General features: G+C 45.6%; 21 protein-coding genes. 17 read left to right on the top strand and 4 right to left on the bottom strand.

Annotation, left to right across the window (positions count from 1 at the left end):
* Positions 1–103: 103 nt before the first annotated feature.
* Positions 104–364, bottom strand: coding sequence for a hypothetical protein (locus ACSYSH_RS01775; protein ID WP_491702514.1), 261 nt, complete (start codon positions 362–364; stop codon positions 104–106).
* Positions 365–504: 140 nt separating this feature from the next.
* Here ACSYSH_RS01775 and xerC point away from each other — a divergent pair, with 140 nt between their 5' ends.
* From xerC to ACSYSH_RS01760, 3 genes are all read left to right on the top strand, one after another.
* Entirely contained in the window at positions 505–1,452 is a 948-nt protein-coding gene (gene xerC / locus ACSYSH_RS01770) for a tyrosine recombinase XerC (RefSeq protein WP_489815723.1), read from the top strand.
* 73 nt (positions 1,453–1,525) lie between these two features.
* Positions 1,526–2,401, top strand: coding sequence for an aldose 1-epimerase family protein (locus tag ACSYSH_RS01765; protein WP_489815722.1), 876 nt, complete (start codon positions 1,526–1,528; stop codon positions 2,399–2,401).
* Between the two features lie 73 nt (positions 2,402–2,474).
* Positions 2,475–3,368, top strand: a complete 894-nt coding sequence (locus ACSYSH_RS01760; RefSeq protein WP_491702515.1) for a type I 3-dehydroquinate dehydratase — start codon at positions 2,475–2,477, stop codon at positions 3,366–3,368.
* A 253-nt stretch (positions 3,369–3,621) separates the two neighbouring features.
* On the opposite strand, the gene ACSYSH_RS01755 is transcribed toward ACSYSH_RS01760, so the two are convergent.
* Positions 3,622–4,500: an N-acetylmuramoyl-L-alanine amidase gene (locus tag ACSYSH_RS01755; protein ID WP_252773903.1), complete on the bottom strand. Its 879-nt coding sequence runs from the start codon at positions 4,498–4,500 to the stop codon at positions 3,622–3,624.
* An 87-nt stretch (positions 4,501–4,587) separates the two neighbouring features.
* On the opposite strand from ACSYSH_RS01755, the gene ACSYSH_RS01750 reads away from it, so the two are divergent.
* From ACSYSH_RS01750 to ACSYSH_RS01735, 4 genes are all read left to right on the top strand, one after another.
* The gene (locus ACSYSH_RS01750) at positions 4,588–6,504 is read left to right on the top strand and encodes an ABC-F family ATP-binding cassette domain-containing protein (protein WP_491702516.1); all 1,917 of its coding nucleotides are present in this window, start codon (positions 4,588–4,590) and stop codon (positions 6,502–6,504) included.
* Between the two features lie 102 nt (positions 6,505–6,606).
* Positions 6,607–7,485: a DNA-processing protein DprA gene (dprA, locus tag ACSYSH_RS01745; RefSeq protein WP_491702517.1), complete on the top strand. Its 879-nt coding sequence runs from the start codon at positions 6,607–6,609 to the stop codon at positions 7,483–7,485.
* A 169-nt stretch (positions 7,486–7,654) separates the two neighbouring features.
* Positions 7,655–9,811 (top strand): type I DNA topoisomerase, encoded by a 2,157-nt coding sequence (gene topA / locus ACSYSH_RS01740; RefSeq protein WP_491702518.1) that lies wholly within the window; start codon positions 7,655–7,657, stop codon positions 9,809–9,811.
* Between the two features lie 65 nt (positions 9,812–9,876).
* Positions 9,877–10,692 carry a hydroxymethylpyrimidine/phosphomethylpyrimidine kinase gene (locus ACSYSH_RS01735; RefSeq protein ID WP_489815717.1) on the top strand — a complete coding sequence of 272 codons (816 nt, stop codon included), beginning with the start codon at positions 9,877–9,879 and terminating at the stop codon, positions 10,690–10,692.
* Between the two features lie 92 nt (positions 10,693–10,784).
* Here the strand turns inward: ACSYSH_RS01735 and ACSYSH_RS01730 are convergent, their stop codons facing one another.
* Both ACSYSH_RS01730 and ACSYSH_RS01725 read right to left on the bottom strand, forming a co-directional pair.
* Positions 10,785–11,570 (bottom strand): glucose-1-dehydrogenase, encoded by a 786-nt coding sequence (locus ACSYSH_RS01730; RefSeq protein WP_489815716.1) that lies wholly within the window; start codon positions 11,568–11,570, stop codon positions 10,785–10,787.
* Between the two features lie 78 nt (positions 11,571–11,648).
* The gene (locus ACSYSH_RS01725) at positions 11,649–12,200 is read right to left on the bottom strand and encodes an Ada metal-binding domain-containing protein (RefSeq protein WP_491702519.1); all 552 of its coding nucleotides are present in this window, start codon (positions 12,198–12,200) and stop codon (positions 11,649–11,651) included.
* 195 nt (positions 12,201–12,395) lie between these two features.
* Between ACSYSH_RS01725 and ACSYSH_RS01720 the strand changes: the two genes are divergently transcribed.
* The 10 genes from ACSYSH_RS01720 to ACSYSH_RS01675 all read left to right on the top strand — a co-directional run bounded on the left by ACSYSH_RS01720 (position 12,396) and on the right by ACSYSH_RS01675 (position 20,326).
* A complete protein-coding gene (locus tag ACSYSH_RS01720; protein ID WP_491702520.1) occupies positions 12,396–13,661 on the top strand; it encodes a tetratricopeptide repeat protein in 1,266 nt (421 codons plus the stop codon).
* Positions 13,662–13,751: 90 nt separating this feature from the next.
* Positions 13,752–14,951, top strand: a complete 1,200-nt coding sequence (locus ACSYSH_RS01715; RefSeq protein WP_491702521.1) for a CCA tRNA nucleotidyltransferase — start codon at positions 13,752–13,754, stop codon at positions 14,949–14,951.
* Positions 14,952–14,955: 4 nt separating this feature from the next.
* Positions 14,956–15,453, top strand: coding sequence for a dihydrofolate reductase (locus tag ACSYSH_RS01710; protein WP_489815713.1), 498 nt, complete (start codon positions 14,956–14,958; stop codon positions 15,451–15,453).
* 15 nt (positions 15,454–15,468) lie between these two features.
* Positions 15,469–16,320 carry a DegV family protein gene (locus ACSYSH_RS01705; RefSeq protein WP_489815712.1) on the top strand — a complete coding sequence of 284 codons (852 nt, stop codon included), beginning with the start codon at positions 15,469–15,471 and terminating at the stop codon, positions 16,318–16,320.
* An 18-nt stretch (positions 16,321–16,338) separates the two neighbouring features.
* Positions 16,339–16,911 carry a DUF2140 family protein gene (locus ACSYSH_RS01700; protein ID WP_491702522.1) on the top strand — a complete coding sequence of 191 codons (573 nt, stop codon included), beginning with the start codon at positions 16,339–16,341 and terminating at the stop codon, positions 16,909–16,911.
* On the top strand, positions 16,901–17,128 hold the full coding sequence (locus ACSYSH_RS01695; RefSeq protein ID WP_256470328.1) for a YozE family protein: 228 nt from the start codon (positions 16,901–16,903) through the stop codon (positions 17,126–17,128). Before ACSYSH_RS01700 ends, ACSYSH_RS01695 begins: the two co-directional genes overlap by 11 nt.
* A gap of 23 nt (positions 17,129–17,151) precedes the next feature.
* Positions 17,152–18,000: a ribosome biogenesis GTPase YlqF gene (gene ylqF / locus ACSYSH_RS01690; RefSeq protein WP_491702523.1), complete on the top strand. Its 849-nt coding sequence runs from the start codon at positions 17,152–17,154 to the stop codon at positions 17,998–18,000.
* Positions 17,993–18,757 carry a ribonuclease HII gene (rnhB, locus tag ACSYSH_RS01685; protein ID WP_252773916.1) on the top strand — a complete coding sequence of 255 codons (765 nt, stop codon included), beginning with the start codon at positions 17,993–17,995 and terminating at the stop codon, positions 18,755–18,757. The genes ylqF and rnhB overlap by 8 nt, the downstream gene beginning before the upstream one ends.
* A gap of 95 nt (positions 18,758–18,852) precedes the next feature.
* Entirely contained in the window at positions 18,853–19,554 is a 702-nt protein-coding gene (locus ACSYSH_RS01680; RefSeq protein ID WP_491702524.1) for a tRNA (adenine(22)-N(1))-methyltransferase, read from the top strand.
* On the top strand, positions 19,538–20,326 hold the full coding sequence (locus ACSYSH_RS01675) for a Nif3-like dinuclear metal center hexameric protein (RefSeq protein WP_491702525.1): 789 nt from the start codon (positions 19,538–19,540) through the stop codon (positions 20,324–20,326). Before ACSYSH_RS01680 ends, ACSYSH_RS01675 begins: the two co-directional genes overlap by 17 nt.
* The last annotated feature ends 25 nt before the right edge of the window (positions 20,327–20,351 follow it).

Genomic DNA, 20,351 nt, shown 5'->3' with positions numbered 1-20,351 from the left:
CCCAAACCAGGACCTGGTTTTGGGCTCATTTTTTGCTGGTGCTACTGATTTTGTTGATAAATGCCGAAAAGCCCACTGCAAAACAGTGGGCTTTTCAGGTGGATTAGTTAAAATCATTGTGTTGACGGTGAGCGCGTCGACCATAAGAATAACGGTCGTTTTCAGCAATGACCCGCTTATTGAGCAAGTCTTTGGCCTCATGGTGGGTCGGTGTAAAGGTCGTCCCGTTTTTCCATGCTTCTCGTTGGTCACGGTGGTTTAGTATGTTATCACGGATGCTCAAGAAGAAGGCATTGACTTTGACCCGCTTTAACCCCAAAATGTGGCGCAGGTAACTGCTCGTTGAATTAACTGGTAGGTTCATGACGAAATCCTCCGTATCGTTTTTGTAATTAGTATTACTATACAATGCAAGTCCTTTAATTACTGCTACATCGATCAAGGTTAGAGGAATCCTAACTATCTTAAGGAGTTCTTAACCTTTATCCATTGTATAATGGCAATATGGAAATCAATGCTGTCCAACAATACCAACAATACCTGCAGGCAGAACGTGGCTATTCACTTCAAACAGTGAAAGCGTATCGAACCGATATTGACGAATTTGTTAGTTATTTGACCGATAATGGTGGTTTCACAGGCTTTGCTAGTATTAAAAGCTTAGATGTTCGAGTTTATTTGGCTGGTCTATATGATCAAATGCTCGCCCGCACGACGATTGCCCGCAAGGTTTCAAGTCTGAAAAATTTCTATGCTTATTTGGTAAGTGAAAATTTAGCCACCGACAATCCCTTTGACGGGGTAGCACTGCGGAAACACCAAGCGCATTTGCCAGAATTTTTTTATGACAATGAGCTGTTGGAACTCTTCCAAGTCGCTTATGATCAAAATGACCACCCGCTCTGGCGCCGGGATGCCGCTTTGCTGGAATTTTTATTTGCCACGGGAACGCGAGTATCTGAGTTTGCGGGGTTGACATTGGATCAAATTGATTTAAATCAACGGTTAGCGCTCATTCACGGGAAAGGAAATAAGGACCGTTTTGTACCTTTTGGTTCATATGCTCAGCAGGCCTTGGTGGATTATCTGGAAAATTGTCGGCCGGGCTTATTAGCTAAAAACCACCGATTAGACCAGGAAGAGGTTGTGTTTTTAAATGCTAATGGCGGTCCGATTACCTCGGCTGGTGTGACTTACATTTTGAACCAATTAATGAAAAAAACGAGTTTGACAGGCAAAATTCATCCCCATATGTTGCGCCACAGTTTTGCGACCGCTTTATTAAATCGGGGAGCTGATATGCGAACTGTGCAAGAATTACTGGGGCACGAAAACCTTTCAACGACCCAAATCTATACCCATGTTTCAAAAGCCATGCTTCAGGATTCCTATCAAAATTTCTTTCCACGGGCAAAAAAGGTGAGTGAAAGACACACAAAAAGAGAAGGATGATTTTTATCCAAAAGTTTTTTCAGTACGGGCCAATTAAATTGTCATTCTAGGGAATAGATAGTAGAATAAAGTTATGATAATTCTGGAGAATGACAAATTAAAGGTACAGATCAGTGAGCATGGTGCGGAGCTGATTTCAGCATGGAATAAGGAAGCAGAACTGGAGTATATCTGGTATGGGGATCCCATGTATTGGGGTCGGCATGCACCTAACCTGTTCCCAATTGTAGGCCGCCTGCAGGGGGACCAGTATGAATTGGCTGGTCAAACCTATTATATGAACCAACACGGTTTTGCTCGGAATATGGATTTTTTAATTGTCAGCGAACAAGATGACGCGGTTCGTTTGCGTTTGGAGGATTCCGAATCAACACGGCGAATTTATCCTTTTGCCTTTATCTTTGATGTCATCTTCACCTTGAATGGCTCTTCACTAAAGGTGGAATATGAGGTCAAAAACCCAGCGAGTCATGATTCATTATTCTTCTCTGTTGGTGGCCACCCAGCTTTTAATCTCCCCCTTGATGGTGGCAAATTCTCAGATTACTATTTATCTGTGACGCCAGAAAAGGTTTATGATCGGATTCGCCTGGTTGGACCATATTCGAATCCAAACGTGCCCACGCCATTTTCTTCAAATATTCCATTGCGCTTGCGACAGGAAGACTATCATGACGATGCCATTATTCTCAAACTTGATCGTCAGAAAACAACCTTCTTGCTGGCTCGGCTAGCAAATCAGCATGGGATGGAAATGACAATTGATAACGCTCAGTTTGTTGGCATTTGGACACCAGCTGGTAAAGATGCGCCCTTTATTGCTGTCGAGCCATGGTGGGGGATTGCTGATACAGTTGATGCAACCGGAAACTTCAAGGAAAAATTTGGCGTTAACGTTCTTGCTGCGGGTGATACTTTTAATGGTTCTTACTCGATGAACTTCTTTTAAGCGAAATATTTTAAATCAATCAATGAAAGAAAAAGCCAGCTGTTGATTCAGCTGGCTTTCGGATTATTAGACTATGAAAATTACAGAATTATTTGAACAAAAAAAGCCAATTGCCCAATCAGCATTGGCTGTCCCAATGGCGTTAGGGCCAACCGATAAATTTACCCCTTTCAAGCAGGCATTAGACCAAAAGAATCCAGATGTTGTTATCTGGCAGGCCGATGCGATTGCTGATGAGTTTTCTAAAGAAGTGGTTTGGGATCAGGTGAAGGCCGGTGGTGCACAGGCGGTTGAAGAACGTGACGCCTCTGCAATGAAAAAAGCTGCAATGAAGGCAGAATTAGACCAGGCATACCAAGAATTTCTGTCTAATTGGCCAGCCATGCACCAGCAAATTGTTCAGGAACTGGTGGATAATGCTCTGCAGACAGCAGGGGATCACTTGGTTTTGCTGGCTTATACTGCCAAAGCTGCTGGTGGAAAAGGTGAGTTAGCCCCAGCTGATCAAGCTTACTTTTTAGCAACGGCACTGCAGGCTGGAACTAGTCGCTTTGCCGGCGTCTACTTACCAGAGGAACTGGATGAAAATCTGCAGGAAAAAATCATTGCTGTGGCGGAGAAGGTGGCTGTGCCGGTTATTCGAACAGGCACACTTCATGATCTGACACCAGAAACGATTCGAGCGGTTTTCTCGTCTTTGTTAATCAAGAAGCCGGATGTTGTCAACTTACAGGTTGCATCTGATCGGTTAGCTGAAATTGACTTAGCCGATTTTGAATTAATTTTAGCTGGTTTGGCTGATCAAGCTGGTGAAACAGCCCTCGTGTTAACGGTTACGGGTATCCTCTCCAAGGATCAAATTGAATCTTGGCTTGTTTTCCAATCGGCCTTAGTGACTCTGGCCTTAGGGGAAAATTGGCAGACACCTTTGATTAAAAGTACTGTTGCTGAACTAGGGTGGGCTTGATATCGGCTACCACTTCAAGTAAGCAGATCTAGATTGATCATTTCGCTCTTTTCTTGATTGCCAATGCATGGTATAATGAAAACAACCAACTGAGGTAGTTTATCTATCTACCTACCCAGCACCCGCAAGGGTGCTGTTTTTTTATGCTTAAATTGCCGTATTTACTAGTTAGCCGCTTAAAAACACTAATAGTAGGCAGAAAGAAAAAACTCCGTTTCCTTTATCGGTCGATAGGGAAAGCGGAGTCTTTGTTTTACTGTTCATTATAGTTGGGGTAAAGAGTTTTTAGATAGGTAGTCAAGCCTGATTTAATATCCTTGGCAATCTTTTGTTGGTAGGAACTTTGGCGAATGTAAGAAAAGTCATGGTCTGAATTAATGAACCCATTTTCGAGTAAGACGGCCGGTCTGGTGACGTCTTTAATCACAAGGTAAGGCATTGTTTCATAACCACGATTTTCCAGTGGCAGGTTATTCAGTGAGCCGTTTAAAGCTTGAGCGAGTGCTTGTGAGTTGTCATTATAATAATACTGGGAAACGCCCGAAGCGCTGTTATTCGATTCTGAGGAGTCAAAATGTAAGGAAATTTGGGCATCAGCATTATACTTTTCAGCTTTGCGGGGGATGTAAAGGAGGGGAACAACGACATCTTTAGTGCGGACCATGATGACCCGTACACCAGCCTCAGTCAGAACTTTTTCAGTTGCCAATGCTGTTTTTAAAGTGTACGTCTTTTCGTAGTGCTTGCCATCTGTTGAAAGCGCACCAGTATCGGAACCACCGTGACCTGGGTCTATGACGATGGTCGCTTCGGAAAGTTGCGTGGCTGTCTTTAACTTGGTGTTGTTAGCAACCCAGGAAGCGACCCAACCAACTTTTTGGTTGTTATCGCGTTTGACCTGCCACCAGCCATTGTTTTTGGCAACGACTGTTAGCTTGGTACCGGCCTTCAGCTTGGTAATTTGTTTGTAGTTGATCCCCGGACCAGTTCGCAATGGAACCTGGTCCGGTCGGGTCGTCAGTTGGTTTTGTTGTGCCAGCGAGATGATTAGAATCATGGTCGCGAAGGTGAAGACACCAACGATGATGGCTCCGATTTTATTTTGTTTAATCCAATTTATTAATTGAAACATTAATCCGGCCTATTCTTCATATACTTCTGTTTATTTTATCACGAATATTCCAGAAAAAGGGTTCTTGATTCGAGTATAATAGATGACATGAAACAATTTAGAGTACAAAATTTAACGTCTGTCTACGGTGAAAAGGTCCTCTTTGATGACCTTTCCTTTTTGATTACCCAAGGGGACCGCGTTGGTTTGGTTGGGGTTAACGGATCTGGGAAAACAACCCTTTTAAATGCCCTTTCCGGCAAACAACCAGCTGATCATGGGGCCATTTCGACCCAAAATGATTATCGCATTGGTTACTTGGAACAAGATCCTGATTTGGCTGGACACATGCAGGTCTTAGATGCCATTTATGCCGGCGATCAACCGGTTTTTCAAACCATTCGTGCTTACCAGGAATCCTTAGATTTTCTGGCGCAAGATCCCGAAAATGCGAAGGCAGCAAGCCGCTTTGAAAAGGCGCAGGCTGCTATGGATCGTGATGATGCCTGGACCATTGAGGCCCAGATTAAGACTATTTTAACGCAGTTACATTTAACGAATTTAAATCAGGAAGTGGCCAGCCTATCTGGTGGGCAAAAAAAGCGGGTTGGCTTAGCGCAAGTTTTGATTCAAGAGCCTGACCTGTTGATTTTAGATGAGCCGACCAATCACTTGGATTTTGATTCGATTGCTTGGCTGGAACAGTATTTGGCCAAGTATAAGGGGGCATTGTTAACGGTCACACACGATCGCTATTTCTTGGATCGGGTGACGAATCGAATTTTTGAGCTTTCTTTTGGCAAGCTGTACGAATACCAGGGAAATTACCAAGATTACGTTGAAGGCAAGGTCATCCGCCAGGAAAATGAGGCGGCTGCTGAGCACAAGCGTGAAAAACTGTACGAAAAAGAACTGGTGTGGATGAAAAAATCAGCTCGAGCACGGACAACCAAGCAGAAGGGCCGGGAAAGGGCCTTTGCAGAGTTGGAGGAATCGCTAGGGAATGTCCGTACGGATCAGGATGTTGAAGTGTCATTGGGACAACAGCGCTTAGGAAAGAAAGTCATTGCCTTAGACCATGCCTCCTTGGCTTTTTCCGACCAAGTGATTTTTAAGAACTTATCATTGCGTTTTGGTCAGCGCGACCGAATTGGCATTACTGGACCCAATGGGGTTGGCAAATCTTCTCTTTTGAATGTTTTAGCTGGGCGGTTGCCCTTGACTGATGGAGTGTTGGAAATCGGTGAAACGGTGCGAATCGGTTACTACACTCAGGTAACGGAGGAGATTCCGGCTGATAAGCGCATGATTGAGTATTTGACGGATGTTGCTTCGAGTGTGAAAGACCGTGATGGCAACGTTATTTCGGCTAAAGATCTCTTGGAACAGTTCCTTTTTCCAAGTTTTATGCATGGAACTTTGGTTCGCAAGTTATCTGGTGGTGAGAAGCGCCGGTTGTACTTATTGAAAATACTTTTGCAAGAACCAAATGTTTTGTTGCTCGATGAGCCAACCAACGATTTGGACATCGGAACTTTGACCGTTTTGGAGAACTTTCTTTCTCGCTTTGCAGGAACCGTTGTGACGGTTTCCCACGATCGTTACTTTTTGGATAAGGTGGCCGACTATGGCTATTATTTGTCTGGTAATGGTCAAGTTGATCGCTATAATGGGGAATTCTCATTTTACTTGGATGAGGTTGTCTTACCAAGTGAAAAGGATGCCGGCAGCAGTCGTCTGGATAAAAAAGACAAAGCAACAACTGCAAAATCAGTAACGCCAGCTCAAAAGCCGAAAGAGCGTAAGTTAACCTACATGGAAAAACGCGAATGGGAAACGATTGAGGATGAAATTGCTGATTTGGAGGGACAAGTTGAGGCCTTTAATGACCAAATGGCCGCCAACGGTGCTGATTACCAAAAGGTTGCTGCAATTCAGGTCCAATTACAAGAAGTTTCGGATGCTCTTGATGCGAAAATGGATCGTTGGGCTGAATTGAGTGAAATTGTTGAAGGACAGGGCTAAGGCTCTGTTTTTTTATTCAGGTTGCCATGGCTATTTTTAGCTTTGAATGGCCGTTGGTCCTCCTTGCTTTCGTCTAATGGTGTTGAAAGAAGGGAGAAACTGATGAATTTGAATCAATTTTTGTTAGCGCTTCACCTGACACCTGGATTGGGTCAAGCGAAGGAGGCGAAGGTGATTGGCGCCTTAAGTCAACAAGGTCATCCAGAGCAGGGACCCTATCCTTGGCCTTTTTTAACGTTAGCTCTTGTTCTTGGTTTGGAGCCCGGATCACAACCATATCGGCAGATTCAGGCGAGCTATGAATGGTCATTAGATAAAGCCCTAGCATACCAAGGGGATTGGTTGACCTACTTTGATAATAATTACCCTAAACAATTGAAAGAAGTTTATCAGCCACCGTTAGTCCTTTTTTACCAGGGGGACTTACGGGCGCTGACGCTGCCCTTACTAGCAGTGGTTGGGGCTAGAGCAGCCAGTCCTTATGGATTGGCAGCACTCCGGCAATTGTTGCCAGCGGTCCTTAAGACGGGGATTGGTGTTGTTTCTGGATTAGCAAAGGGAATTGACGTGATGGCCCACCAGATGACCTTTCATTATGGTGGTGTTCCAGTGGCAGTCATTGGCACGGGTCTGGACCGGGCATACCCAGCAAATCACCGTGTATTGCAAGACCAGGTTGGTCTGCAAGGGTTATTAGTCTCCGAGTACCCAGTCGGGTCTTTGCCATTGAAAAATCACTTCCCAGACCGTAATCGAATTATTGCGGGTCTTTCGAGCGCTACGTTAGTGGTCGAAGCCAAGCACCACTCCGGGTCTCTGATTACTGCTAATTTAGCGTTACAAGAAAATCGACAAGTTCTAGCGGTTCCTGGTCCGATTAATGCCCCCTTGTCGGTTGGCCCCAACGAATTGATTCAGGCTGGCGCGTTGCCAGTCTTAACCAGCAGTGATATCATTAGAGCGGTTTCATGTTTGACTTAAAAATTGCCATTATATAGTAGGAAAATGATTTTACCTATCTTGCCAAAGCCTAGCTTTGGCTGGTATGATGGGAGGGTTAAACCAAAAGGAAAGTTTGCTTTTAGTTGGTGACCGTGATTATCGATTCCAAAATAATCGCTTTTGTCGTCTATCAAGCAGCTTTAGAAAAATGGGGAATCACACGTTGGTAGAAGCAAAGACCAAGAAAACAATTACTCCAAAGAAAAAGAGTAAAAAGAAAACAAGTAAAAAATTAGTAATTGTCGAGAGTCCGTCAAAGGCTAAGACAATTGAAAAATATCTTGGCTCGACGTATCAAGTTGTTGCCTCGATTGGCCATGTTCGCGACTTACCTAAGTCAACATTGGGTGTAGATGTTGACCAGAATTACGAACCAAAGTACATCAATATTCGTGGTAAGGGACCATTGATTAAGGACCTGAAAAAGGCTGCCAAGTCCGCTAAGCAAGTTTACCTCGCATCCGATCCGGATCGTGAAGGAGAGGCGATTGCCTGGCATTTACAGCATATTTTGGCTCTTGATCCAGAGCAAAAGAACCGTGTAGTCTTTAACGAAATTACCAAGGATACGATTAAAAACGCCTTCAAGGAACCACGGACGATCAACCAAGATTTGGTTGATGCTCAGCAAGCTCGGCGGATTATCGACCGGTTGGTGGGTTACTCGATTTCACCAGTGTTGTGGAAGACAGTTAAACGCGGCTTGTCAGCCGGTCGGGTACAATCAGTTGCCCTTGGTTTGATTATTGCCAGAGAGCGTCAGATTCAGGCTTTCCAACCAGAAGAATACTGGACACTGGATTCGGAATTCAAGAAGGGCAAGGCGAAGTTTAAGGCGAACTTCTATGGCTTTTCTGGCAAGAAGCAACCGTTACCTGATAACGCTGCCGTCCAAGCAGTCATGGCGGATTTGGATGTGAACAAGCCCTTCCAGGTGTCAGAAGTTAAGGCGAAGGAAAGAAAGCGGCAGCCACAGCCACCATTTACAACATCGACCATGCAACAGGCGGCCAACACGCAGTTAAAGTTCCGAACGCGGAAGACGATGATGACGGCTCAGCAGCTCTATGAAGGAATCAATTTAGGACGTGGCCTTGGTCAAGTTGGATTGATTACCTATATGCGTACGGATTCGACAAGACTTTCAGCTGTGGCGAAGAATGCCGCTGCCCAGTATATTCATGACGAGTGGGGCGAAGAATACTCAAGCCATAAACCTGTTGCTGGAACACCGCAAGAAGGCGCCCAAGACGCCCACGAAGCAATCCGTCCAACCGATGTCACGAAGACACCGGCATCGATTAAGGATAAGCTGACTCCTGACCAATTCAAGTTGTATTCCTTGATTTGGTCGCGCTTTGTTGCGTCTTTGATGACACCAGAAGTTTTGGATACCCTAGCCGTGACGGTTGAGCAAAACGGCGTCTTGTTCCATGCCAATGGATCAAAGACGAAGTTTGCTGGATTTACGAAGGCCTATCCGGCTGCCAAGGAAAAAGATAACCTGTTGCCTGATTTGGCAGAGGGGGACGAAGTCGATTTGGCAAAGACAAATCCTGAACAGCATTTCACGATGCCACCAGCTCGTTATACTGAAGCGGCCTTAATTAAAGCCTTGGAAGAAAACGGTGTTGGTCGTCCTTCAACTTATGCACCAACGTTGGATACCATTCAGCGGCGAAACTATGTGCGGGTGGATGCACGGAAATTCGTGCCGACTGAATTAGGTGAAATTGTCCAGACTATTGTTGAGGATAAGTTCCCAGATATTACCGATACCAAATTTACGGCCCAAGTTGAAAATTCATTGGATGAAATTGAAATTGGTGATAAGAAGTGGGTGCCGGTCGTCGACGAATTTTACAAGCCATTCTCAAAGGAAGTTCAGTCCGCCGAGGAGACCTTGGAAAAAATTACGATGCACGATGAGTTGGCCGGCATGGACTGTGAAGTTTGTGGTGCGCCAATGGTGATTAAGATGGGCCGATATGGCAAATTTTATGCTTGCTCGCGTTTCCCGGATTGTCGCAATACGAAGGCAATTGTGCAAGAAATTGGTATCACTTGTCCAAAGTGTGGCAAGGGGCAGGTAGTTGAGCGTAAAACCAAGCGTGGTCGGAAGTTTTATGGTTGTTCTCGCTATCCCGACTGTGACTTTGTTTCATGGGATAAGCCAAAGGATCCAAACCAAGGAGACGATCAGCAGGCTTTTGCAACTGGTGAAGACCAGCAGGCAAGTGCTACAGTCGCTACGACAACTAAGAAAAAGGTCCCCGCGAAGAAAAAAACGAGTGAAGCGAAGTAAGAGAATTTTGAAAAGCCGCCGCTAAGGACGGCTTTTTTTGAGAAATGAGTATGAAAGGTCGCTGTATGGCTACAAATAACAAAGTTTTAACCATCGCGGGATCAGACTCGCTAGCCGGTGGAGGTCTCCAAGCTGATTTGGCTACCTTTGCGGCAGCTGGCCTAGCTGGTTTTTCGGCGATTACGAGTATCGTCAGTATTCAGCCAAGCAATGTGGCTGTCTTTCCCGTGCCAGATGAGGTTTTTGACCAGCAACTAAAGTCTCTGGCCCAGGTCACAGACTTTGCCGCCATTAAGGTGGGGATGCTAACGTCGGTCAAGCAATTGGACCGGGTGGTTGCCTTCTTACAAGATTATACTGGCCCGATTGTCGTCGACCCCGTGTTAGTCTTGAAGGAAGGCCACTTAGCTGAAAACAAAGTGCTAGTTCAAGGATACTTGGACCGCCTATTGCCGTTGGCAACGGTTACGACACCAAATTTAAATGAGGGACTGGCATTGGCAGATCAAAATGGTGCTTTGGTGAGTACGTCGACTAATTTGGCAGAATTAGCAAAAGAAATTAGTCAACGCGGTCAGACTGCCGTGTTTTTAAAGGGTGGTCAGGGATTTGTTGACCATCAGGCCCTTGATGTTTTGACAGTAGGAGGACAAATCAGTTATTTGTCACAACCTGCCTTGGGTAAGAGTGCCTTTGTTAATGGAGCCGGCTGCACTTTAGCGGCCGCGATTACAGCCAAATTAGCCTTGGGCGAGAAACTGCCAGAAGCGGTTGAGCAGAGTCAGTGTTTTGTTCATCAGAGCATTCAACAGGGTTATCGCTTGAATGCCAGTCGAACGGATGGCAACGTTTTTCAGATTGGTGCCAAATGGTCGAAATAAGGCGGGGTAGTTAACCCGACACTTACTGATTTTTTTGACAGAAAAAAAGAGTTCTTCTACTAGAAGAACTCTTTTTCGTATGCGTTTAAAAATTAGCCCTTGCCATCCTGGAAGGCGGCATAAAGGGTCATCCCTCCATCAACGAAGAGGGTGGTACCGGTAACGTACTTGGCCTGATTGGAAGCTAACCAAACGGCAGCATCGGCCACGTCTTCGGGATCGCCAATCTTTTGCATTGGAATCATCGACTGTGTTTCTGCATATTGAGCCTTGTCAGCAAACTTTTTGGCATTAATTGGTGTGTTAATAGCGCCGGGTGCGATATTGTTGACGCGAATGCCCTTTGGCGCATATTCCATGGCAATTGTTTCGGTAAAGAGCTTAACCCCACCCTTAGCAGTTGCATAAGAAGCAAAGGTCGGCCAAGGGATTTGCTGGTGGACGGAAGACATGTTGATGATGTTGCCAGTTCGGTCATTATCCAACCAGTAGTTCAGGGCTTCTTTTGCCCCAAGGAAGACACCGGTCATATTAATGCCAATGACTTTATTCCACTCCTCAAGTGTAATCTGGTGAGTTGGTGTTTGAATTTCCATTCCGGCATTATTGACCCAAACATCTAAACCACCAAAGTTATCAATCGCGGCCTGTAAAAGGGCTTTGACGCCGGTTTCGGTTGAAACGTCGGCCTTGATAGCAACAGCATCGCCACCATTTTTTCGAATCTCGTCGACGGCTGCTTGAGCCCCGGCTTCGTCGGAATGGTAATTAATGACAACGTTCATCTTTTCTTGAGCAAAGCGCAACGCAATTGCGTTACCAATACCCTTAGAGCCACCGGTAATAACGGCAACTTTTTTGTTCAAATCGTTAAACATCTAGTTCCTCCTTGTACAAAAAACAGCGAAAGTTGGTTTCGCTGTCTACTGTAACTTAATGAACGTGGATTGGCAAGTTTATTTGTTTTGCTTGCGGTATTGAACGGCCGTTACGCCAACTTCCTGCTTGAAGACGGTATTGAAGTATGAGAGGTTAGGGATGCCAACCTTAAGGCCGACAAGGGCCACTGAGTCTTTGCCATCCTTGAGTAGTTGCTTGGCATGAAACATCCGCACTCGTAATAGATAACTTTGTGGGCTTTCTTTAGCGACAGTCATAAAGGCCCGGTGAAGAATGCCGGATGAGACAGAAAAGTCTTCACTCAAGGATTCGAGTGTGATTCGATTTTTATAATTGGCTGAAAGAACACTTTTCACCCGGAAGACTAAATCAGCCTTATCGGATAGTTCACCAAAGGGCTGACAATCAGAGCAAGGTTGGAAGCCTTCGAACAGGGCCTCGTCATTTGTTTTAAAAATCTGAATATCTTCAGGGTGAGTGTCACTACCGTGAATACATGAGGGACAACAAACCCGCTTATCGGTTGTGACACCGTAGATAAAACTACCGTTATATTCCGCATCTCGATTGTGAATTGCTTGCCAACGCTTTTTTGTTAATGAGTACATCCTGAAGACCTCCTTTTAGAATTTATCTAGTTCCCAGAAATTGCTTATGAAAAAGCTCCAAACAATAATAACACAAATTGGTCTATTTGAGTATTGCTATTACTTTACAAAGAAGGTTTTTTGTGTTTCAAAGGCTGATTTAGTAAAATAGAAAAGAGCAATCACGCAAAAAGCGTTTGGAAAGGCGATTAAAAATTGACAAATTATGCAGAAGAAATGATGGCTGCTATTCGCTTGGGACAAATGGACCAAGCCCAGAAAGCCTTTCAAAAATCACTAGCCGAAGATGATGATGACCTGGTCTATTCATTAGCTGAAGACCTTTATGCCATTGGCTTTGTCGAGGAGTCCAAGCAAGCCTACTTACACTTACTAGCCAAGTACCCAGATGAGGGCGACTTGAAGACGGCTTTGGCGGAATTAGCGATTGAAGAAAACGACTTGGATTTGGCTCAGGACTACCTAGCTCAAATCCCAAAAGATTCACCAGCCTATTTGCAGGCCTTGTTGGTTAAGGCAGACTTGTACCAATCTGAGGGCCTCAGTGAATCAGCCGAACATGCCTTGGAGCAGGCGTCACAGTTGGCACCAGACGAACCGGTCGTGACCTTTGCCTTGGCTGAATTTTACTTTACGACTGGCCAGTACCATCAGGCCATTCGTGGTTACCGTCAACTCTTGTTAGCCGGTCAACGACGGATTGCCAAGGTTGACATGGCTGCGCGAATTGGGACGGCCTACGCAGCCATTGGAAATGTTGATAACGCGATTGCTTATCTTGAACAGATTAAACCCATTGACATGACGATTGATACTAAGTTTCAACTGGCCTTTTTGTATGTCGAGAAAAAAGCGGATGAGGACGCCTTACCACTCTTTGAAGATATTTTGGCGGCAGACCCTCAGTACACTTCCGTTTACCCACTGCTTGGGCAATTGTATGAACGGATTAACGATCTTGACCAGGCGGAAAAGACTTATCGCTTGGGGCTGTCCTATGATCAAACGAACCCGGTCTTGTATCGCCAAGCTGGACTCTTGGCCTTTAAATTGGGTCAGTATGACCAAGCCCAAGCCGATTTCAATCAGGCACTTGGCCTTGATGACCAAGACTTAGCAACTTATAGTGCTTTAGCTGACCTCTATCTAGCCCGTCACAACTATGATGCCGTCATCGAAACAATTGGTGCAGCTCAAGAGTTGGATTTGGTTGACCCCCACTTTAGTTGGGACTTAGCACGCGCTTACCATGCCAAGGAAGAAGAAGAAAAGGCAGAAGAACAATGGCAGGCCGCACAGGTTGATTACCCGGCGGATCCTGATTTTTGGCACGACCTTGCTGACTGGTATCACGAGGTTGGTCGACGAAAAGAAGAATTAACTGCCTTAGAAAAGGCTGTTGATTTAAATCCCGACAACTTTGAATTAGCCGACCGCTTGGCTGATTTATCGCTTGATTAAAAAAATGAATGGAAATCCCTTGGTTTCGTGCATTCAAGGTGAAATCTTGCTAAGATTAGATGAATAGTAAATGATTAAAAGGAGGTGGCGATGAAGCTTGAACTGTTACCAAGTGAATTGACGGCTGCCAAGCCGATTCTAAAACAGATTAACCAAGCCGGCTTTCAAGCTTATTTTGTTGGCGGTTGTGTTCGTGACATTATCTTAGGAAAACCAATTCACGACGTTGATATTGCTTCTTCTGCCTACCCAGAAGAAATTAAAAAAATATTTAAAAAAACGGTTGATACTGGTGTCCAACATGGCACTGTTATGGTCTTGGACCACGGTGAGGGATATGAAATTACGACTTTTCGGACGGAGTCTACTTATACGGACTTTCGTCGACCTGACCAAGTAACGTTTGTACGGTCATTGAGTGAGGACTTGAAACGCCGAGACTTTACCATTAATGCCTTTGCCCTCGATGAAGATGGTCAAGTCATTGATTATTTTGACGGCCTGAATGATTTGTCTAACCGACAAATCAGGGCAGTTGGTTTAGCAAAAGAACGCTTTACAGAGGACGCTTTGCGAATGATGCGTGCCCTGCGTTTTGCTGCGCAATTAGATTTTCAAATTGAAGGCCAGACTTTAGCCGCCCTGGTGGAGCTAGGACCTAATTTAGCTAAAATCGCCGTTGAGCGTATTCGAGTCGAATTTGAAAAGATGTTGCAAGGGCAGGCTGCTGGGGTAGCTTTGCAAGTCTTAGTTGAAGCTGGACTTTTGCCTTACCTACCAGGAAAAACTGGGTTGATGACGGAAGCCAACGTTTTCAAGGTGGCTACGCAACTGGAAAGAAAACAACCGCAAAGTCAACAAGTTGTCTGGGCTTTGTACCTGGGGCAACAGGGCTTTGATGGGCCCACCCTGCAAGCGCAGTTACGGCAGTGGAAGCTATCGAAAGAAGTGATGCAGGCCGTGATGGCGGTTGGGCCACTGTTAGCTGATGTCAACCAGATTGACCGGTGGGCGATTTATGAGCACAATGCCCACGTGGAAACGTTACTGGAAACGCTGACAATCATGGGAATTGACGAAGGCGTGACGGACAACATTCAAAAAACCTATGATAGCCTGGCGATTTATTCAATGAAGGACCTGGCCTTAAGTGGTGGAGACTTGATTGCTGCTGGTTTGGCAAAACCGGGTCCTGATTTAGGCGCGGCGTTAAAGAAAATGGAACGGGCTGTGGTCTTAGGGCAGGTGAACAATACCAAAGAGGCCTTAACCACCCTGGTGAAGGAGTAGACAGATGGCAACAGTTAAAATGGTTTGGGCGGAGGATGACCGCCACGCAATTGGTAAGGATGGGGATTTACCTTGGTCCATCCCATCAGACTTACAACACTTTAAAAAAGAAACGGTCGGGTCGACCATGGTGATGGGCCGTGCAACTTGGGCAGCCATTGGCCGTCCTTTGCCACAACGTCAAACGGTTGTTTTAACTCGAAAAAGTGATTTTGACCCCGGCTTTAAGGAGGTCGTTGTTGTTCATTCCCTTGTTGATTTGCAAGCTTTGATTGATGATGAAACCAGCCAAGGGCACGTCGTGACGGTTGCTGGTGGTGCTCAAGTCTTTGCAGCGCTGATGCCAATGGCGACTGATTTGATTGTCACGAAGGTCAAGGGAGACTTCGGAGGGGACACTTTTGTCGATCCAGTTGATTTGAATCAATTCAGGTTAACAAAGCAACAAGAGGCCGTCGATGGCGACTATCAATTAACCTTTTTAACATATAAACGGAAGTAAGTAGGAGACGATTCTATGGCTAAAGTACAGATTGTAACGGATTCAGCTGCTAAGTTAACTCAGGCAGAAATTGACCAGTATCACATCAAGGTTGTCCCATTGACTGTTCAGATTGATGGCACCATTTATCAAGACGGGGTGACCATTTCAGCTGAAGAATTCTTGGAAAAAATGCAAGAAAGCAATCAGTTGCCACAGACTTCACAGCCATCGATTGGGGCCTTTAAAGAAGTTTACGATCAGTGCTATCAAGAAGATCCGGAAGCAACGGTCTTATCTTTGCACCTGTCATCTGGTTTATCTGGTACAGTAAATGCGGCCGCTCAGGCAAATGCCTTAACAAAAGCTGATGTCCATGCATTCGATACGTTGAGCGCTGACCGGTCTGAGGCGTTTGTAATCCTGGCAGCAGCGAAAGCAGCGCAAGCTGGTCAAAGCTTAGAAGAAGTTTTACAGGTTGCAGAAACTGCCAGGGACCAAACTTACATTTTTTTGTCATTCCGCTCACTCGATAACATGGTTGCTGGTGGTCGCTTATCAAAGACACAGGGCTTGATTGGTAATCTGCTGAATATTAAGGTTGGTGCCAAGGTCGATGCGGAAGGCAAAGTGGATGTTGTTGTGAAAGGGCGCGGCTTAAAGACCATTAAAGCCTTCAATGAAAGCGTGATTGAGCAAATGAAGGGCTACCAGCAGATGAAGGCGATTGGAGTAACCTATACCGGCATCAAGGATGAGGCCGAAGAAATGGTTCAACGCTTAAATGCCATTTGGCCAGACATTGACATTCTCTTGTCAGTGGCAACACCAATTATCTCGACACATACGGGGATGGGCGCTTTGGCCATTCTCTTTGAAGCAGAATAAAGAAAGAGTTGATATTAAGTGAAAAAGGGTAAGGTCGTCATTTTAACAATTGCTGGAATTGTGGTCGTTTTAGGTGCGGGGGCGGGTCTTGCCTATATGAACCTGGCCAACCAAGCAGGTCCAACGGTTAGCACCAAGAAAGCAGATAGTGACCAAGCGACTGGTACCAAGAAGGTATTGGCAACTAAGTCATTCACTAAAGACGAAGTCAATGAGATGATTCAGTCCCAATTGCAAAATAGTCATTATCAGGTTAACCTTGATGGAAAGAACATTGTAGCAACCAGCACGAGTTCGAGTTTGAAGGGCCAATTAACGATGACACCCAAGGTTACCAGTGCTGGCAACGTTGTTTTAACTGTTAACAAGGCGAAGGTTAATTCACTGGATGTTCCTGCCAAGGCTGCCCTTGGCTACCTACTTAAGCAAAATATGGCACCAGCCGGTGTGGCGATTCAGCCAAGTCAGGGGCAAATCACGTTGGATTTGTCGCAGTTAACACAGGATGGTCAAACAGCTTACCAAGCTAAGCAAATTGATGTCCAGAATGGAATTTTTAAATTTTCAGAGGTAGATACTAGTGCCCAGTAAGTCACGAACTTTTTATGGTTGGTTGATGACCAACCGCAATTCGGTTGCAGCAACCGAAATTCAACAATTTGCCAACAATGCCTTTTTGGACCAAAGCTTTCCAAAACAGTCGACCGATTTTGATGAACTTTCGAATTACTTGGAGGGTTCAGCGAGTTATTTAATGTCGATGACTATTTTTGATGAGGCTTGGTCAGAGTACCAAGCATCGCGGTAAGAAAAAGACAGGAAGGAAAGTCCATGGGACAATTAATACAATGGTATCCTGGTCATATGGCCAAGGCCTTTCGCCTGATGCGCGAAAACTTAAACTTGGTAGACATTGTTTTTGAACTGGTTGATGCCCGCTTACCAGCGTCATCACGTAATCCAGAAGTGGATAAATTGATTGGTGATAAGCCAAGACTACTGGTTTTAACCAAGGCTGATTTAGCCGACCCCAAGCAGACCAAAGCTTGGAAAGAACGCTTTGAAAAAGAAGGGCTAAGTGTAGTCGTCTTGGATACGAGAAGTCCAAAGACACCTCAGACGATGACAAAGGCGGCCAAAGCTGTTTTGGCCGATAAAATCAAGGCCCAGGAGAAGCGTGGAATTGAGAATCGCCCCATTCGAGCAATGCTCGCTGGGATTCCCAACGTTGGTAAGTCAACCCTGCTCAATCACCTTGTCCAAAAGAACGTGGCACCGACAGCCAACAAGCCTGGGGTGACGAAGAAGATTGCTTGGCTAAAGACGCCAGCAGGGTTGGAAATTTTGGATTCACCAGGTGTCTTGTGGCCTAAATTTGAAGACCAGCAAATCGGTCTTCGCTTGGCCTTGAGCGGAGCGGTAAAGGATACACTCTTTGCCAAGGATGATGCGGTATTGTCTCTGATTGCTTTTTTCCGGGATTATCGTCCGCAAGCTATTATTGAGCGTTATCACCTGGCGGATGACGCCTTTACGATGTTGTCTGATGTGGATATTCTCTTAGCCATTACGGCTAAGCTGGGTTTTAAGGACGATTATGATAAGGCGGCTGTACGCGTTTTAAATGATCTTCGTCAAGGAAAGTTGGGTACGTATACCCTGGATTTAATTCATGGCTGAAACGATTGTAAGCATTAAAACGGCTTTAAAAACAGCTGCCTCGGATGACTGGCGCTTAGCTGCCTGGCGGCTAGATGACCGTCAAGGCGTCAAGGCTGCTTTAGCAGCTTTTGATCGACGGCAGGAAAAATTAGCCGAGCAAAAGGCGGCCTTTTTGTCGCGCTTTTCTTTGGAAGAACCACTTTGGACAGCTGGTTATCAAAACATTGCCGGTGTTGATGAGGTTGGTCGGGGACCCTTGGCGGGACCTGTAGTTGCTGCGGCAGTAATCTTGCCACAGAATTTTGATCAATACGGCGTCATTGACTCAAAGCAGGTGAGTGAAAAACACCGTTTGGAATATGTTCAGGCGATTAAGGACGAGGCCGTTGCTTATGGGATTGGCGTGGTTAGTGCGCAAGTGATTGATGAGGTGAATATCTATCAAGCCAGCCGGCTAGCGATGAAGGAAGCAGTGGAACAGTTGCAGCCCATGGCTGACTATTTATTAGTTGATGCCATGACGATTGATACAGATTTGCCACAGCAATCGCTGATTAAGGGGGATGCTCGTTCTAACTCGATCGGTGCAGCCAGTATTTTGGCCAAGGTCACACGTGACCAAATGATGGCTGACTATGACCGAGAATATCCCGGTTATGATTTTGCTCATAATGCCGGTTACGGCACAGCTAAGCACCTCTCAGGTTTAGTGGCTTTAGGCCCATCACCGATTCACCGGTGCACTTTTGAACCGGTGAAAAAGCTTTTATCATGATTTTTTATGGGGCGCAAAAATTTTGTGGCTCCTTTTTGCTCGTTAGCTTGGCACTGGCACAAGCAGTAATTTTTTAATTGAGAAAGGAATTGCTTATGACAGCAATTAAACTGAGCCCGCGGTTAGCCGCAGTGAAAGATTTGGTGAATGACCAGGCACGTGTTGCCGATATTGGGTCAGACCATGCCTATTTAGCGGCAGCCCTGTTACTGGAAAAGAAGAGCGAATTTGCCTTGGTGGGTGAGGTTGCGCAGGGTCCTCTCGAGAATGCTATTCATACGGTGGCCCATTATGGTTTGTCTGACCAAGTAACTTGTCGGTTAGCGGACGGACTAGCAGCGATTGAACCCGCTGATCGAATCGAAACCGTTGTAATTGCCGGAATGGGTGGTTTGCTGATTGAGAAGATTTTGACTGCTGGCCAAGATAAGGGGCCGTTTAACCAATTAATTTTACAGCCGAATACTGATCAGGCGGCGGTTCGTTTGTGGCTAAGTAAAAACGGTTATCGAATTGATCAAGAAGAAATTGTGCAAGAGGGACACCACCGTTATGAAATCATTGTGGCCGTTCCCGGTCAACAGGAGCTGACCCGTGCCGACTGGACCTTTGGTCCAAAGCTCCTGCAGGCAAAAAGTCCAGTTTTCTTGGCCAAGTGGAAGCAAGAACGCAGTCGAGCGGCTGAGGTTTTGTCACGATTAGAAAACGCACAACAGACAGGCAGTGAAAAGTATGTAAACTTACAAAAAAAGCTCAATTTTATCAACCAGGAGGTTTTTAATGGTCAAAGCAAGTGAATTAATTGAACAAATTGAGGCCTTTGCACCAAAGTCGTGGGCTGAACCGGGCGATCCAACTGGGTTACAGATTGGCCAGCCGGACCAACCAATTCACCGTGTCTTGACGACCCTGGATGTACGGTCGGAAGTTGTCCAGGAGGCCATTGATTTAGGGGCTGATTTTATCTGGGCTCATCACGAAGCCATGTTTCGGCCTGCTAAAAACCTCGATTTGTCGGACCCACAAAATGCCATGTATGCACTCGCAATTAAAAATAACATTGTGATTTATGCCTCTCATACTAACTTGGATGCTGCCATTGGTGGTTTGAATGATTGGTTATGCCAGGCATTTGGGATTGAAAATCAGGTGCCACTTCTGCCAAGTGATGAGGGCAAGCCCGGGATGGGGCGGATTGGTGAGTTGAAGACTGCCTTGACCATGGCTGACTTTGCGGAACAGGTGAAGACTGTTTGCCAGGTCGCTGCTGTGCGTCTGATTACCAATGATGCGACTAAAATTGTGAACCGGGTTGCCATTCTAGGTGGTGATGGTGGTAAGTATTGGCAAAAGGCGCAAGAAGCTGGCGCTGACCTTTACTTAACTGCTGATTTGTACTACCATGTTGGTCATGATGTATTGGCCGCTGATTTTGCCGTGTTAGACCCCGACCACCATATGGAAGCCTTGGCCAAAGAACCGATGGCTCAAAAAGTGCAAGAGTGGTTTGATGGACAATTACCGGTCACGGCTAGTCAGATAAATACTGATCCCTATACCTATTTTTAGGTCTGTTTGCAAGCAGGAGGTTTTG

The organism is Fructobacillus sp. ESL1117 (assembly GCF_058508565.1).
Note: the sequence above shows the minus strand (reverse complement) of the source record. Positions and strands in the feature narration are given on the sequence as shown.